Below are 14,766 nucleotides of genomic sequence, written 5' to 3'. Positions count from 1 at the left end.
AAGCCTAGTTCTCCACCCGGCTCACACGGAACGGCGTTCCCTGCTGGCAGGTGGTCATCATGCTGGGCTCGGGCGTGCCGTAGACGGTCAGCGTCTTGCCGCTCTTCATCGACTCCCGGTCGCCGCCGAGCAGGAGGTAGGTCTCCTTCTCGGTGGCCAGCAGCACGCAGCCGGGCTCGACGCCGTCCTTGACCGTGCCCCGCACCGAGACCAGCGGCTGGGCCGACCCGAGGGTCAGCGACGGCCGGGCGGACGGGAGGTCCGAGGACGGGGCGGGCGGCACGATGGACGGCGGCGGCGCCGTGACCGGCTCCGACGTCGACCCGCACCCGGCGAGCCCGGCCAGCGCGAGCCCACCAGCGACGATCAGCGCTACAAACCTCATGACACCTTCGACGCTAGACCCGCCCGGGCGGTTCCGGGCGGGAACGATCAGGGCAGGTTGTGCGCGTCCAGCATCCACCCGCGCAACGGGTCGTGCCGCAGATGGGTGCGGTGACAGTTGTGCAGCGGGCCGAGCAGGGGTGCGTATTCCAGCGGCCACCCCAGCAGCGCCACGGTGGCGAACCGGGCCGCCGCGCCGTGCGTGGCGGCCACGACCACGGCGTCGGGCCCGGCCGCGTCGACCGCGTCCTGCAGCGCCGCGACCATGCGCTTCGCCACGGCGCCGATCTCCTCGACGCCGGCGTCGCCGACCTCCTCGCCGCGCCGCCACCGGGCGAACGCCTCGGGCCAGCGCGCGGTCGCCTCGGGGTGCGTGAGCCCCTCCCACTCGCCGAACCCGCGCTCGCGCAGCCGCGGGTCCAACGTGGGGGTCAGCCCGGTGGCCGCGGCCAGCGCCCCCGCCGTGGTGGCGGCGCGCCGCAGGTCACTGGAGACGAGGACGGCCGGCCGCAGGGCGGCGAGCCTGGATGCGCTCTCGGCGGCCTGCTCAATGCCGAGGGCGGACAGCGGCGTGTCGGTCTGCCCCTGGAGCCGCCGGGCCGCGTTCCACTCCGTCTGACCGTGCCGCCACAGAATCAGCAGCGTCATGCGGTCGCGGGCAGGTCGCGGTCGACGAACTCGATCTGCGGGCAGTCCTTCCACAACCGGTCGAGCGCGTAGAACTCGCGCTCCTCGGTGTGCTGGACATGCACCACGATGTCGACGTAGTCCAGCAGCACCCACCGCCCGCCGCGCTCACCCTCGCGGCGCACCGGCTTCGCCTTCTCCGGCAGCTGCACCAGCCGCTCCTCGATCGCGTCGACGATCGACAGGACCTGCCGCTCGTTCGGCGCCGAGGCGAGCAGGAACGCGTCGGTGATGACAAGCTGGTCGGCCACGTCGAGGATCACGATGTCCTCGGCCTTCTTGTCGGCGGCCGCCTGCGCAGCGGTGAGCGCCAGCTCGCGGGCACGCTCAGTGGCGGGCACCGGACTCCCTTCGTCGGACCACCCCGGCCAAGATACGCCGGGCTGGTTCCAGCCTCTCACGCGAGCACGACATTGTGCCCCTCAGATGTTTCCGACTTTTCGGTACAAACCCCGCTTTGCGATGTACTGCACCACCCCGTCGGGCACCAGATACCAGACCGGTTTGCCCTCGGCGACCCGCCGGCGGCACGCCGTGGAGGAGATCGCCATCGCCGGGACCTGCACCAGGCTCACCGTGTCGGCCGGCAGGTGCGACGCGTTCAGCTCGAACCCGGGCCGGGTCACGCCCACGAAGTGCGCGAGCTCGAACAGGTCGGCGGCGTCCTTCCACGACAGGATCTTGCCGAGCGCGTCCGCGCCGGTGATGAAGAAGAGCTCGGCATCGGCACCGTACGAGTCGCGCAGGTCACGCAGCGTGTCCACAGTGTACGTGGGCCCGCCGCGGTCGATGTCGACGCGGCTGACCGTGAAGCGCGGGTTGGAGGCGGTGGCGATGACGGTCATGAGGTACCGGTCCTCGGCCGGACTGACCGTGAACTCGCTCTTCTGCCAGGGCTGCCCCGTCGGGACGAACACGACCTCGTCCAGCCCGAACCGGTCGGCCACCTCGCTCGCGGCCACGAGGTGCCCGTGGTGGATCGGGTCGAAGGTGCCGCCCATGATGCCAACACGCATCAGGGCATCGTAATGATCGAAACGCGGGGGCCGGGAGGTGTGCAGCATCACCCGAACGAGCGCGGCCGGTACGACGAACACGGTCGGTAAGCGGTACGGTGACGCGCATGACGATGTCCCACCCCAAGGGCGACTTCGACAGCTCCCGCGCCGTGTGGCGATCGGCGCCCGGCGACAGCCACGGCAGCCGCGTCGAGGTGGCGTTCGTCGACGACCTCATCGGCCTGCGCAACGGCGCCGACCCGGCCAGCCCCGTCCTGGTCTTCACTCAGGACGAGTGGGACGCCTTCGTGGCGGGCGCCAAGGACGGCGAGTTCGACGTCTGAGGCGCCCGCCGAGGGCGGCTAGAGCAGCAGCGACCGGATCGGGGCCATCCGCTCCAGCCGCGGCGCGAGTGCGCGCAGCCGCAGCGCGAGCGTGACCGCCTCGAACGCCGCCTCGTCCTCCCCGCCGAGGTCACCGCCGAGGCGCTCGAGCACCTCGCCCCAGTCGAAGACCCGGCCCGGCCCGACGGCCACCGGCCGCCCGACCCGCTCCGCGACCGTCGCCGCGGTGACCAGCGAGTCGTCCGCGATCGCCGCCGCGATCCCGAGCCCCGCCACGTCCAGGTCACGGACCCCTGACACGACGGCGTCGACCAGCGTCGGCGCCGGCCGGTCGAAGGCCACCCAGGCGACCCACCGCGCCCCGGCCCCGACCCCGGAGCCGGTGTCCAGGGCCGGCACGACGGGCAGCGCCCCGCCGCCGGGCAGCGTCTCCACGCACAGGTCGTCCGCCCGCCCGAACAGCGCGTCCGCCGCCGTCTCGGGCACCTCCCCGGCCACCAGGAGCCGGAACTGCCGCAGGCGCATCACGGCCGCCGCCCGCACGCCCGGTGCCGATGGGTGAACGCGTCGATCCGCCGCGCCACCCGGTCCGCCGACGGCCCCCGCGGCACCGCCGCCGGGATGCCGAGCCAGCCGTGACACCCCGGGCACTCCAGCCGCAGCCAGGCCCGTTCCTCAGAGTTCTCGAAGTTCCACACAGGTTCCTCCCCCGCCGATGCCTCCCCGCCCCACCCAGCGAACACCAAAATCCCCCGCCCGGGAGGGGCCAGCAACGCCCCCTTGACATCTCCCGGCCGCTGCTACTATGGGTCCCATGTCGTCGCGAACCGTCCGACAGAACAGCTGGCGCGCCCGCTAGGGGCGGCCAGACTTCGCGCATCGCGACAACCCCACAGACCACCAGGGCCGCCCGGAATCCGGGCGGCTTTTCGGTGTGTGCGGACACCGCCCGGGACCCGGCGGCTCCCCACCAAGGAGGAACGAGTCCCATGTCCGACCGCCGCATCTCCGGCTTCAAGCCCACCGGCCCGCTCCAGCTCGGCAACTACGTCGGGGCGATCCGCCCGGTGGTGGAGGGCCAGGACCGGCCCACGACCGTGTTCGTCGCCGACCTGCACGCCCTGACCGTCCCGCACGATCCGCAGCGCCTGCGCGAGCTGTCGCTGCAGGTGGCCGGCCTCCTGCTGGCCTCCGGCGTGGACCCGCGGCGCACGGTCCTCTACCGCCAGTCGGACCTGCCCGCCCACGCCGAGCTGCACTACCTGCTCGAGTGCGCCGCGAGCTACGGCGAGGTGCACCGCATGATCCAGTTCAAGGAGAAGGGCGGCGGCAGCGGTACCCGCCTGTCGCTGCTGACCTACCCGGTGCTCATGGCCGCGGACATCCTGCTGCACGACATCGCCGAGGTGCCCGTCGGCCGCGACCAGCGCCAGCACGTCGAGCTCACGCGCGACCTCGCGCTGCGCTTCAACGAGCGCCACGGCCCCGTCTTCACCGTCCCGCGGGCCACGCACCCGCAGGTCGCCGCGCGCCTGGCCGACCTCGCCGACCCGGGGACGAAGATGGGCAAGACGAACGCGTCCAGCAACGGCGTGCTGTTCCTGCTCGACCCGCCGGACGTGCTGCGGCGCAAGATCATGCGGGCGGTCACCGACACGGCCGACGAGATCGTCTACGACCCCGCGACCCGGCCGGGCGTGTCGAACCTGCTGGAGCTGCTCGCGGTGGCCACCGGGGAAGAACCGGGGCGGATCGCCTCCGGCTACACCGGCTACGGCGCGCTCAAGACCGCCGTCGCCGATGCGGTGATCGCCCTGCTGGAGCCGATCCAGCGCCGCTACCACGCCCTCACCGAGGACGACATCGAGCAGGTCCTGGCCGCCGGGGCCGAGCGCGCCGCCGAACGCGCCGACGCGACCGTGGCCCGCGTGAAGGCGGCCATGGGCCTCAGAAGCGCACGGCCCGCTCGCGCAGGTAGCCCAGCGACGCCGGGGACGGTGCCGGCGTCACGCTGAAGCGCGGGGGCCGGTACTCGATCTCCTCGAGCACGAGATCGGCCTCGACGAGCAGCGCCCACGGCACGTGGAACACCTTCTCGCCCGGCACGGACACGCCCACCAGATCCACGGCGGGCAGCAGCGCCGGCGTCCCGACCGCCCACTGGGCCGAGGTGAACGCCGAGCCGTCCGGCCGGGCGGTGAGGGTGGCCTCGGCCAGCCGCGGATCGCCCAGGGTGCGCCGCTGGTGCTCGGCGACGTCGACGGCGAGCCGCCGGCCGGCCCGCGCCGCGGCCGGGTAGGCCGGATGCCCGCGCTCGGGCAGGAAGGGCACCACGCGGCCGTCGTCGTCGGTCGTGTACGCCATCGGCGAGAGCGGCCGCGGCGTGCGCGCGTACTCGTCCGCCGCGAGCTCGTACAGCTGCTCGACCAGGCGCGGCTCGTCGGCGCACACGAGCAGCATCAGCGTGCTCGGCAGGAACGCGACCGCCCGGCCCCCGACCTGCTCGTCGAGTTCGGCCAGCCAGCCCTCCAGCAGCACCCACGAGACCAGCTGCTCGCCGTCGTAGTCGGGCACGTGCAGGACCGACGGCCCGAAGAACCCGGCCGCCGCGGGCAGCTCCGCGCGGGCGAGCGTGCGGGTATGGGCCGCGGCGAAGATCGCCTCCGCGCTCACCCCCCAGCGACCTGGGCTGTCGATGTCCAGCGGCACGTCCCCGGCGAGCACGACCTCGTCGAGGTGCGGCAGGGCGGGCCGGCGCAGCGTGCGGGTCCCGCGGGCGGCGTGGCGCAGGGCGAGGCGCAGCTCGGGCAGCGCCTCGGCGAAGGTGGCCGGCTGCGCGGGCGGGGTGAGGCTGTGCGCCACGAACTCCCGCACGAACTGTTTGCGGTCGCCGGGTTTGCGCTGGTACTGCGAAAACGCCTTCGACAGAAAGAGGGTGCTGTACGCGTCCTGGCCGCATTCGCAGACGATGGCGAACTGGGTCGGGCGGAATTCTGCGTCGGTGAACCCGAGTCTGCGCAGCTCGGCCAGGACCTGGTCGGCGAAGCGCTCCCGTGGTGAACGGGCCGGTCGGGTCAGCCGCTCGAGGATGCCCACCGAAGCGACACTAGCCTCAGCCGAGCTCCGACGCGATGGGCTCGGGGGCAATCACGAGTTTTTCGTAACAGAGGCTGAGCGGGCTGTGTACGTACGGCCCATACGGTGGAATCGGTCGGTAACCGGCCGATTCGTACAATCGGATCGACTCCGGCTGCCGCGCGCCGGTCTCGAGCCGGATGAACAGGTAGTGCGAGCCCGCGGCCAGGTCCTCCAGCAGGGCGAGCAGCCGCCGGGCGATCCCGTTGCCGCGGTAGGCCGGCCGCACGTACATCCGCTTGACCTCGACCGTCTGGTCGTCCAGCGGCTGGATGGCCCCGCACCCGGCGGCGACCCCGTCGACCGAGGCGACCACGAACTTCGCGCGCGGGTCGAGCGGGAACCGGCGGGCCTGCGGATCGCCGTAGCGGTGCGCGGCCTCGTCCGCCGCCAGCGTCACGAGCTCGGCGACGCCCGGATCGGTCACCGCCCGGCGCATCACCGACAGGTCCCGCCCGGTCTCGTCGAAGCGCTTCTCGAAGCACCGGCTGGCCTCGTACTTCACGTATCGCCCGAACCGCGGGATCGGCCGGTAGCCGGCTCCCAGGAACAGCGCGATGGCCTCGGGCGCGGTGACCCCCGCCTCCAGTCTCAGCACCCGGTGGCCGCGGGAGGCGGCGAGGTCCTCGAGCGCGGCGAGCATCCGGCGGCCGAGGCCGCGGCCCCGGTACCCCGGGCGGACGTAGAGCCGGGTCACCTCGGCCGCGTCCAGGTCGATGGCGAGCAGCGCGCCGCAGGCCACGGCCTCGCCGCCGACGACCGCGACCAGATAGCGGGCGGCCGGGTCGACCGCGTACACGTGGCCCTCCCGGCCACCGTCGCGCGCCCGCAGTTCGACCTGCTGGTCGACCACGAGCGCGATCACCTCCGAGTCGCCCGATGGACGTTGCTCGATCAACATGGAACGACGGTACGCACCCTCGATTTCCCCGATGTTTCACTCACCGGGCAATTCGCGTTGCGGAGCGGGTCAGAAGTCGTCGTCGTCGCCCGAAGGGGAACCTTCCAGCTCCTCGAAGCGGCGGCGGCGCTCGGCCCGCATGGCCTTGCGCTGAGCAGCCCCGACCCGCTGGTTGGGCTCCTCGAGGCGGTAGTCGGTGCCCCGGTTGCCGGGCATGAACTCCTCCTCGGCGAAAAGATTCGGCTGCCAATCGAATTCACGGGCGCCAATTCGGATCGGAGCGCCGGGCTCGGCGCCGGCCTTCTTGAGCGCGACCTCGACCCCGAGCCGGGCGAGCCGGTCGGCGAGGTAGCCGACGGCCTCGTCGTTGTCGAAGTTGGTCTGGCGCACCCACCGCTCGGGCGCGCCGCCCCTGACCACGAACACGCCCTCGGCGTCGCGCTCGACGGTGAACCCGCTGTCGTCGACGGCCACGGGCCGCAGCACGATCCGGGTCCGCTCCTGCGCCGGTGCGGCCAGCCGGTGCTGCTTGACCAGCTCGGACACGGCGAACGTGAGCTCCCGCAGCCCCTCGTGGGTCACGGCGCTGACCTGGTGCACGTCGAACCCGCGCTCCTCGAGCTCGGGCCGCACGATGTCGGCGAGGTCCCGCCCGTCCGGAACGTCGATCTTGTTGAGCACGACGAGCCGCGGCCGGTCCTCGAGCCCCCCGTACGCCGCGAGCTCGGCCTCGATCGCGTCGATGTCCGAGAGCGGGTCGCGCTCGGTCTCCAGCGCCGCGGTGTCCACGACGTGCACGAGCACCGCGGTGCGCTCAATGTGCCGCAGGAACTCGAGCCCGAGCCCCTTGCCGGTGGCCGCGCCCGGGATGAGCCCCGGCACGTCGGCCACGGTGTAGGTCTCGTCGCCGGCCTGCACGACCCCGAGGTTCGGCACCAGCGTGGTGAACGGGTAGTCGGCGATCTTCGGCCGCGCCGCGGAGATGGCCGCGATCAGCGACGACTTGCCGGCCGAGGGGAACCCGACGAGCCCGACGTCGGCGACGCTCTTGAGCTCGAGCACGACGTCGAGCTGCTCGCCCGGCTCGCCGAGCTCGGCGAAGCCCGGGGCCTTGCGCCGCGTGCTGGCCAGCGAGGCGTTGCCGCGCCCGCCGCGCCCGCCGCGGGCCAGCTCGAACTTGGTCCCGACCCCGACGAGATCGGCGATGACGTCGCCGTCGAGCGTCTGCACGACGGTGCCGTCGGGCACCCGCAGCTCGAGCGTCTCGCCGTTGGCCCCGTCGCGGTCGTTGCCGGCCCCGCCGTTGCCGTTGCGGGCCTTCTGGTGCGGGTGAAAGTGGAAGTCGAGCAGGGTGTGCACGCCCGGGTCGACGATGAGCGTGACGCTGCCGCCGTGCCCCCCGTCGCCGCCGTCGGGGCCGCCGAACGGCTTGAACTTCTCCCGGTGGATGGACACGCAGCCGTGACCGCCGTCGCCGGCCTTCACGTGCAGCACGGCCCGGTCAACGAACGAGGTCACCGCAGCTCACCTTTTCAACCAAAGATCCAACAAAGATCATGACTCGGGCCCGCGGTGGTGCGGACCGTTCCTCCCGCGAGACACCGCTCGGCGCTGCGCGCCGACGCTGCCAGGTCCGCGTGTGGTCACGCCGCCCCAAGCATCAGCCCGACGGACGGGAAGACTCCTGAAACGCAGCAACGGCGGGCGAGGAGCGTTTATGCCCCTGCCCGCCGTCGGAAACCCGCGAGATCAGCCCTCGGCCGGAGTGATGCTGACCGTCTTGCGACCACGCTTGGTGCCGAAGGTCACGTGACCCGGGGCGAGCGCGAACAGCGTGTCGTCCCCGCCACGGCCGACGAGGTCGCCCGGGTGGAACTTGGTGCCGCGCTGGCGGAGGATGATCTCACCCGCGTTGACCAGCTGGCCGCCGAACCGCTTCACGCCGAGCCGCTGGGCGGCGGAATCGCGCCCGTTCCGCGAGCTGGACGCACCCTTTTTGTGTGCCATCGCGCTTGCCCTACTTCCCGGTGGAGATGCCGGTGACCTTCACCTGGGTCAGCGGCTGACGGTGACCCTGGCGCTTGTGGTAGCCGGTCTTGTTCTTGAACTTGTGGATCCGGATCTTCGGACCCTTGGTGTGCGCGACGACCTCAGCGGTCACCGCGGCGCTGGCAAGCTTGGCCGCATCGGTGATGAGATCCTCGCCGTCGACAAGCAGGACAGCGGAGAGCGTCAGCGCATCGCCCGGCTCGCCCGCGAGCTTCTCGACCTCGATCACATCGCCCTCGGCGACCTTGTACTGCTTGCCGCCGGTCTTGACGATCGCGTACATGAGACGCGGACTCCTGTCGTAGAGCTCTGGCGGGCTGGTCCGGGATGCGTGCCGCAACAGGCACGCAAAAGACCTCGCGCACGAAAGTGCGCTTTAGAGAGAGTACGCCACGGGTGGCGTACTCCCCAAATCAGGGGCGGGTCCGGCGACGGACGCCACCCCGGCGAGTGCGGCGACGGGCCCCGTTGCCCGACCCCTCGTCCTCGTCCTCGTCGATGTTGTCGGGGTCGTCCTCCGAGGCGATCGGCGTGAAGTCCGCCTCCTCGGGCGCGTCCGCCGCGGCCTGGGCGGTCTCCTCCTCCGCCGGCGCCTCCTCGGCGACGGCGGTGGCCCCGCGGCGACCCCGGCGACGGCTGCGCGGCGCGGGCGCGTCGGCCTCCTCGACCCCGCTGGTCACGCCGGGCGAGCTCGCGGCCGAGGCGACCTTGGCCACCGCGTGGCCGTGACCGTTGCCGCCGCCCCCACCGCCGCCGCCACGCTTCTCCGGGATCGGCTCGGTGTGGATGATCAGGCCGCGGCCCTTGCAGACCTCACAGGTCTCGCTGAAGGCCTCCAGCAGGCCCTGGCCGACCCGCTTGCGGGTCATCTGCACCAGGCCGAGCGAGGTGATCTCGGTGACCTGGTGCTTGGTCCGGTCCCGGCCCAGGCACTCGGTCAGCCGGCGCAGCACCAGCTCGCGGTTGGACTCCAGCACCATGTCGATGAAGTCGATGACGATGATGCCGCCGAGGTCGCGCAGCCGGAGCTGGTGCACGATCTCCTCGGCCGCCTCCAGGTTGTTGCGGGTGACCGTCTCCTCGAGGTTGCCCCCGGCGCCGGTGTACTTGCCGGTGTTGACGTCGATGACGGTCATCGCCTCGGTGCGGTCGATGACCAGGCTGCCGCCGGAGGGCAGGAACACCCGCCGGTCCAGCGCCTTGATCAGCTGCTCGTCGATGCGCAGGTCGGCGAAGACGTCGGTGGCACCGGCGTAGCGGTGCACCCGGTCGACGAGGTCGGGCGAGACGTGCGACAGGTAGGGCTCGACCGACTCGAAGGCCTCGTTGCCCTGGATGACCAGCTCGCGGAAGTCCTCGTTGAACAGGTCGCGCACGACCCGCACGACGAGCTCGGGCTCCTCGTAGAGCAGCGCCGGCGCGCTGCTGCCGCCGGACTTCTCCTGGATGGCCTCCCACTGCGCCTGCAGCCGCTTGACGTCGCGGGCCAGGTCGTCCTCGGAGGCGCCCTCGGCCGCGGTGCGCACGATCACGCCGGCGCCGTCGGGCACGAGGTTCTTGAGCACGTCACGCAGCCGCTTGCGCTCCACGTCGGAGAGCTTGCGGCTGATGCCGGAGGCGTTGCCGTTCGGCACGTAGACCAGGTGCCGCCCGGACAGCGCGATGTGGCTGGTGAGGCGGGCACCCTTGGTGCCGATGGGGTCCTTGGTGACCTGCACGAGCACCGAGTCGCCGGACTTGAGCGCCTGCTCGATGGTGCGGGTGCGGCCCTCGAGCCCGGTGGCGTCCCAGTTGACCTCGCCGGCGTAGAGCACCGCGTTGCGGCCCCGGCCGATGTCGACGAACGCCGCCTCCATGCTGGGCAGCACGTTCTGGACCCGGCCGAGGTAGACGTTGCCGACCATCGAGCTCGACGACGCCCGGGTCACGTAGTGCTCGACGAGCACCTTGTCCTCGAGCACCGCGATCTGGGTGCGGTCGTTCTTCTGCCGGATGACCATCGTGCGGTCGACGGCCTCGCGGCGGGCCAGGAACTCCGACTCGCTGAGGATCGGCGGGCGGGTGCGGCGCTGCTCGCGGCCGTCCCGGCGGCGCTGGCGCTTGGCCTCGAGCCGGGTCGAGCCGGAGACGCCCTGCACCTCGTCGCGCGCGGCGGAGCGCGGCTCGCGGATCTTGACGACCACGTGCGGGTCGTCGGCGGCCTCGGTGTCGCTCGAGCCCTTGCGCCGGCGGCGGCGCCGGCGGCGGGTCAGGCCCTCGCCGTCCTCGTCGCCCTCCTCGTCGGCGGACGCCTCCGCCTCCTCGTCGGCGGCGCCCTCCTCGCCCTCGCCCTCGGCCTCGGCGCCCTCTTCGCCTTCCTCGAGGTCGTCGACGCCGTTGCCGCGACCCCGGCCGCGACCCCGCCGGCCCCGCCGGCGCCGACGGCGCCCGGTGCCCTCGAAGGCGTCCTCGTCCTCTTCTTCGTCCTCGTCGGTCTCGGCCTCGTCGGTCTCGACAGGCGCCTCGACGGCCTCGACCGGCGCCTCGGCCACGGCCTCCTCGGCGGCGGCCCGGCCCCGGCGGCGCCGGCGACCGCGGCCGACCGGCTCCTCCTCGGCGATCTCCTCGTCCTCGGCGGCCGACACGGGCGCGGGCCGCTCGGCCCGGACCGGCGCGACCTGCTCGCTGGGCGGCATGAACAGCAGCTGCACGGGCGCGGCGCGGCGGCCCCGGCGCGCCGGCGGCTCCTCCACGACCAGGGGCTCGAGCTCCTCGGGCGTGTCGGCGTCCTGCTCGGCGTCCTCGGACGCGAGCTCCTCGCCCAGCGGCTCCTCGGCCTCGGCGACCGGCAGCGGCCCGGCCTCGACCTCGGCCTCGACCGAGGCGAGAGGCTCGGCCGGAAGCTCGGCCGGAAGCTCGGCCGGAGGTTCGGAACTGGGCTCCGGAAGCGGCTCGGGCTCGACGACCTTGGTGCGGGTCCGCCGGGCCCGCGTGGCCTTGACGGGCGCGGGCGGTTCGTCCAGCGGCAGCGCCTGCTGCCCGGACTCGCCGGTCTCGGCGGCCTCCGCGGCCGGCGTCACCTTCCGCCGGCGGCGGGTGGGCGCGGGGGCCGGCTCCTCGGCCGAAGCCGCGGCCGCCGGGGTCTCGGGGGCCTCCGCCGCGGGCGCCTCGGCGGAGGCGGCCGCGGTGGCCTTGGTGGTCCGGCGCCGTGTGCGCCGGACGGGGGCGGTGGTCTCGTCTTCGCTGGCTGCGGCAGCAGCCACCGGCTCGTCGCCGGTGGTCTCGCCGCTCGCCGACTCGTTGTCGAACATGCGGACGTTCTCCAGTTCTGGCGCTCCCGGGCGCGTAGCAACGCAGCCACACGGGGGCACCGCATATATGTTGTGCCGGCGGAGGTATCCGCTCACGCGGACGATCCGCCGAAAGTCTGCCAACCTCGTGCCCGGCGACCGGCGGCCCGCCACCTGGCGGATCACCCGTCGTCTACTGCGACGAAGTTCCTACGACGGCCGCCGGCCGATCCCCGTCGCCGGACTGGGCGAGCGGATCGACGAGTTCACCCTGCTCGGTCAGCACTCCCTGAGCCAGTCGGGTCGCACGGGGCGGAACCGGCGGCTCCAGGTCGGCCACAACGCGCAGACCGGACAGCACATCGTCGGGTCGCACGGTCGGGGTCACCTGCCGCACGACAAGGTCGAGTATCGCACACGGTATGTCGGTGACCTCGGAAGGTAGGTCATCGTTGGTGGAATCTGACAGAATTTCAAGATCAGAGGCGTCGAGACGGACCACCGCGGCCCGCGTGTCGAAGGTCCGCCGGCCCTGCTTCGTGAGCCGGTCGACCAGCACCTCGGGCGCGTCGAGGAAGGCGCGGACGGCGACGGCGGCGTCCGCCCCGGAGATCCCGGGCAGCTCGATGCGCCAGGTCGACGCGTCGATGCGGTCGGCGAGGCTGCCCCCGCCGGTGAGCGGCGACTCGACCGCCTCCAGCACGTCGAGGCCGGGCGAGAGGGCCGCGTCGAGGGCCCGGCGCAGTTCGTCCGGCTCGACGACGGCCCGCAGGCCGATCTCCAGATACTCCGCCTCGCTGGCCACCCCGGTCGGCGCGGCGGACGCGTAGGAGACCTTCGGGTGCGGGGTGAAGCCCTGCGAGTAGGCGATGGGCACGTTGGCCCGCAGCAGCGCCCGCTCGAACGCGCGCGCGAAGTCCCGGTGGGAGGTGAACCGCAGCGGGCCCCGCTTGGCGTACCGCAGCCGAATCCGCTGCACCACCGGGTCCTGGTTGCCCTCCGGCTGCCGCTTAGCCATGCGTGTGCCCGATCCCAGCTCCGGCCCCGGGCACGCGCAGCCCGCCGACCGGCGTGAGCGGGAGCAGCTTGCGCCCGGTCGGGCCGATCTGGATCTCGGTGTCCTGGCTGGGGCACACGCCGCAGTCGAAGCACGGGGTCCAGCGGCAGTCGTCCTGCTCGTAGCCGGTCAGGGCGTCCTGCCAGTCCTGCCAGAGCCAGTCCTTGTCGAGGCCGGAGTCGAGGTGGTCCCAGGGCAGGACCTCGTGCTGCTCGCGCTCGCGGGTGGTGTACCAGGCCAGGTCGACGCCGTAGGCCGGCAGCACCTCCGCCGCCGCGTCGACCCAGCGCCGGAAGGAGAAGTGCTCCGACCAGCCGTCGAAGCGCCCACCGTTCTCCCAGACCCGCCGGATGACCGCCCCGACGCGCCGGTCGCCCCGGCTGAGCAGGCCCTCGACCTGGGAGGGCTCGCCGTCGTGGTACCGGTAGCCGATGGCCTTGCCCAGCGAGCGGTCCGAGTTGATGGCCTCCTTGAGCGCCTTGAGCCGCCGGTCGATGACCTCCGGCTCCTCCATCGGCGCCCACTGGAACGGCGTGTGCGGCTTGGGCACGAACCCGCCGATGGACACCGTGCAGCGGATGTCCCGCGAGCCGGTGGCCGAGCGCCCGGAGCGGATGACCTCGTGCGCGAGCTTGGCGATCTGCAGCACGTCGTCGTCGGTCTCGGTGGGCAGACCGCACATGAAGTACAACTTCACCTGCCGCCACCCGTTGGTGTAGGCGGTGACGACGGTCCGGATCAGGTCCTCCTCGGTGACCATCTTGTTGATCACCTGACGGATCCGCTCCGAGCCGCCCTCGGGCGCGAAGGTGAGCCCGGTGCGCCGCCCGTTGCGGGACAGCTCCTGGGCGAGCGTCACGTTGAACGCGTCCACCCGGGTGGAGGGCAGCGACAGCGAGACGTTCGTGCCCTCGTACTGCTGGGCCAGCCCCGAGCACATGTCGCCGATCTCGGAGTGGTCGGCCGAGGACAGCGAGAGCAGCCCGACCTCGTGGAAGCCGGAGAACTCCAGCCCCTCCTTGACCATCTGCCCCACCGTCGTGATGCTGCGCTCGCGCACCGGCCGCGTGATCATGCCGGCCTGGCAGAAGCGGCACCCGCGCGTGCAGCCGCGGAAGATCTCCACCGCGTAGCGCTCGTGCACCGTCTCGGCCAGCGGCACCAGGGGCTTCTTCGGATACGGCCAGGCGTCGAGGTCCATCGTGGTGCGCTTGTGCACCCGGAAGGGCACGTCGGCGCGGTTGGGCACGACGCGCTGGATGCGCCCGTCGGCCAGGTAGTCCACGTCGTAGAAGCGCGGCACGTAGACCGACTCGGTGCGGGCCAGCCGCAGCAGCAGCTCGTCACGGCCGCCGGGCTCCCCCTCCGCCTTCCACTCGCGGACGATGCCGGTGATCTCGAGCACCGCCTCCTCGCCGTCGCCGAGCACGGCGGCGTCGATGAAGTCGGCGATCGGCTCCGGGTTGAACGCCGCGTGGCCGCCGGCGACCACGATCGGGTGCCGGGCGTCCCGCTCGCGCGCGTCGAGCGGGATGCCGGCCAGGTCGAGCATGGTGAGCAGGTTGGTGTAGCCGAGCTCGGTGGAGAACGAGACGCCGAAGAGGTCGAACGCGGTGACCGGCCGGTGCGCGTCCACGGTGAACTGCGGCACACCCTCGGAGCGCATGAGCTGCTCGAGGTCGGGCCAGACCGCGTAGGTGCGCTCGGCGAGCACGTCGGGCTGCTCGTTGAGCACCTCGTAGAGGATCTGCACGCCCTGGTTGGGCAGACCGACCTCGTAGGCGTCCGGGTAGGACAGCGCCCAGCGGACGGTGACCGAGTCCCAGTCCTTCACGACCGCGCCGAGCTCACCGCCGACGTACTGGATCGGCTTGCTGATCCGCGGCAGCAGTCGCTCGAGTTGGGGGAAGACGCTCGTCACACTCACGGAATACCAGAGTAC

At 72.5% G+C, this 14,766-nt stretch carries 16 protein-coding genes; 2 read left to right on the top strand and 14 right to left on the bottom strand.

Annotated features, from left to right (window positions below; genetic code table 11):
- Positions 1-4 precede the first annotated feature (4 nt).
- From AC6JBM_RS49655 to nadD, 4 genes are all read right to left on the bottom strand, one after another.
- Entirely contained in the window at positions 5-385 is a 381-nt protein-coding gene (locus AC6JBM_RS49655; RefSeq protein WP_350619450.1) for a hypothetical protein, read from the bottom strand.
- Between the two features lie 47 nt (positions 386-432).
- Positions 433-1,032, bottom strand: coding sequence for a histidine phosphatase family protein (locus AC6JBM_RS49650; protein WP_497980510.1), 600 nt, complete (start codon positions 1,030-1,032; stop codon positions 433-435).
- Positions 1,029-1,412 carry a ribosome silencing factor gene (rsfS, locus tag AC6JBM_RS49645; protein ID WP_433080130.1) on the bottom strand — a complete coding sequence of 128 codons (384 nt, stop codon included), beginning with the start codon at positions 1,410-1,412 and terminating at the stop codon, positions 1,029-1,031. The genes AC6JBM_RS49650 and rsfS overlap by 4 nt, the downstream gene beginning before the upstream one ends.
- An 81-nt stretch (positions 1,413-1,493) precedes the next feature.
- Positions 1,494-2,087, bottom strand: coding sequence for a nicotinate-nucleotide adenylyltransferase (nadD, locus tag AC6JBM_RS49640; protein WP_497980509.1), 594 nt, complete (start codon positions 2,085-2,087; stop codon positions 1,494-1,496).
- 113 nt (positions 2,088-2,200) lie between these two features.
- Here nadD and AC6JBM_RS49635 point away from each other — a divergent pair, with 113 nt between their 5' ends.
- Positions 2,201-2,413 (top strand): DUF397 domain-containing protein, encoded by a 213-nt coding sequence (locus AC6JBM_RS49635; protein WP_497986716.1) that lies wholly within the window; start codon positions 2,201-2,203, stop codon positions 2,411-2,413.
- 18 nt (positions 2,414-2,431) lie between these two features.
- Here the strand turns inward: AC6JBM_RS49635 and AC6JBM_RS49630 are convergent, their stop codons facing one another.
- Positions 2,432-2,941: a hypothetical protein gene (locus AC6JBM_RS49630; protein WP_497980508.1), complete on the bottom strand. Its 510-nt coding sequence runs from the start codon at positions 2,939-2,941 to the stop codon at positions 2,432-2,434.
- On the bottom strand, positions 2,938-3,111 hold the full coding sequence (locus tag AC6JBM_RS49625; RefSeq protein ID WP_497980507.1) for a hypothetical protein: 174 nt from the start codon (positions 3,109-3,111) through the stop codon (positions 2,938-2,940). The genes AC6JBM_RS49630 and AC6JBM_RS49625 overlap by 4 nt, the downstream gene beginning before the upstream one ends.
- Positions 3,112-3,402: 291 nt before the next feature.
- Between AC6JBM_RS49625 and trpS the strand changes: the two genes are divergently transcribed.
- Positions 3,403-4,428 carry a tryptophan--tRNA ligase gene (trpS, locus tag AC6JBM_RS49620; protein WP_497980506.1) on the top strand — a complete coding sequence of 342 codons (1,026 nt, stop codon included), beginning with the start codon at positions 3,403-3,405 and terminating at the stop codon, positions 4,426-4,428.
- Here trpS and AC6JBM_RS49615 read toward each other — a convergent pair.
- The 8 genes from AC6JBM_RS49615 to AC6JBM_RS49580 form a co-directional block, all read right to left on the bottom strand.
- Positions 4,361-5,509 (bottom strand): hypothetical protein, encoded by a 1,149-nt coding sequence (locus AC6JBM_RS49615; RefSeq protein WP_497980505.1) that lies wholly within the window; start codon positions 5,507-5,509, stop codon positions 4,361-4,363. The genes trpS and AC6JBM_RS49615 overlap by 68 nt on opposite strands.
- Positions 5,510-5,525: 16 nt before the next feature.
- Positions 5,526-6,449 carry a GNAT family N-acetyltransferase gene (locus tag AC6JBM_RS49610; RefSeq protein WP_497980504.1) on the bottom strand — a complete coding sequence of 308 codons (924 nt, stop codon included), beginning with the start codon at positions 6,447-6,449 and terminating at the stop codon, positions 5,526-5,528.
- A 69-nt stretch (positions 6,450-6,518) separates the two neighbouring features.
- The gene (obgE, locus tag AC6JBM_RS49605; RefSeq protein WP_497980503.1) at positions 6,519-7,967 is read right to left on the bottom strand and encodes a GTPase ObgE; all 1,449 of its coding nucleotides are present in this window, start codon (positions 7,965-7,967) and stop codon (positions 6,519-6,521) included.
- Positions 7,968-8,198: 231 nt separating this feature from the next.
- Positions 8,199-8,456, bottom strand: a complete 258-nt coding sequence (gene rpmA / locus AC6JBM_RS49600; protein WP_350619430.1) for a 50S ribosomal protein L27 — start codon at positions 8,454-8,456, stop codon at positions 8,199-8,201.
- A gap of 10 nt (positions 8,457-8,466) precedes the next feature.
- Positions 8,467-8,781 carry a 50S ribosomal protein L21 gene (rplU, locus tag AC6JBM_RS49595; RefSeq protein WP_345136130.1) on the bottom strand — a complete coding sequence of 105 codons (315 nt, stop codon included), beginning with the start codon at positions 8,779-8,781 and terminating at the stop codon, positions 8,467-8,469.
- Positions 8,782-8,911: 130 nt separating this feature from the next.
- A complete protein-coding gene (locus AC6JBM_RS49590; protein WP_497980502.1) occupies positions 8,912-11,788 on the bottom strand; it encodes an Rne/Rng family ribonuclease in 2,877 nt (958 codons plus the stop codon).
- A 172-nt stretch (positions 11,789-11,960) separates the two neighbouring features.
- Positions 11,961-12,707 carry a TIGR03936 family radical SAM-associated protein gene (locus AC6JBM_RS49585; protein ID WP_497986715.1) on the bottom strand — a complete coding sequence of 249 codons (747 nt, stop codon included), beginning with the start codon at positions 12,705-12,707 and terminating at the stop codon, positions 11,961-11,963.
- Positions 12,708-12,777: 70 nt separating this feature from the next.
- Positions 12,778-14,751: a TIGR03960 family B12-binding radical SAM protein gene (locus AC6JBM_RS49580; RefSeq protein WP_497980501.1), complete on the bottom strand. Its 1,974-nt coding sequence runs from the start codon at positions 14,749-14,751 to the stop codon at positions 12,778-12,780.
- Positions 14,752-14,766: the final 15 nt, after the last annotated feature.

Source organism: Dactylosporangium thailandense, from assembly GCF_059739745.1.
This window is presented reverse-complemented; position numbering and strand designations above follow the sequence as displayed.

Coding starts and splice junctions, on each gene's coding strand:
- AC6JBM_RS49655 (WP_350619450.1), bottom strand. CDS start 385: ATGAGGTTTGTAGCGCTGATCGTCGCTGGTGGGCTCGCGCTGGCCGGG.
- trpS (WP_497980506.1), top strand. CDS start 3,403: ATGTCCGACCGCCGCATCTCCGGCTTCAAGCCCACCGGCCCGCTCCAG.
- rplU (WP_345136130.1), bottom strand. CDS start 8,781: ATGTACGCGATCGTCAAGACCGGCGGCAAGCAGTACAAGGTCGCCGAG.
- rpmA (WP_350619430.1), bottom strand. CDS start 8,456: ATGGCACACAAAAAGGGTGCGTCCAGCTCGCGGAACGGGCGCGATTCC.
- AC6JBM_RS49590 (WP_497980502.1), bottom strand. CDS start 11,788: ATGTTCGACAACGAGTCGGCGAGCGGCGAGACCACCGGCGACGAGCCG.
- nadD (WP_497980509.1), bottom strand. CDS start 2,087: ATGCGTGTTGGCATCATGGGCGGCACCTTCGACCCGATCCACCACGGG.
- AC6JBM_RS49650 (WP_497980510.1), bottom strand. CDS start 1,032: ATGACGCTGCTGATTCTGTGGCGGCACGGTCAGACGGAGTGGAACGCG.
- AC6JBM_RS49610 (WP_497980504.1), bottom strand. CDS start 6,449: ATGTTGATCGAGCAACGTCCATCGGGCGACTCGGAGGTGATCGCGCTC.
- AC6JBM_RS49635 (WP_497986716.1), top strand. CDS start 2,201: ATGTCCCACCCCAAGGGCGACTTCGACAGCTCCCGCGCCGTGTGGCGA.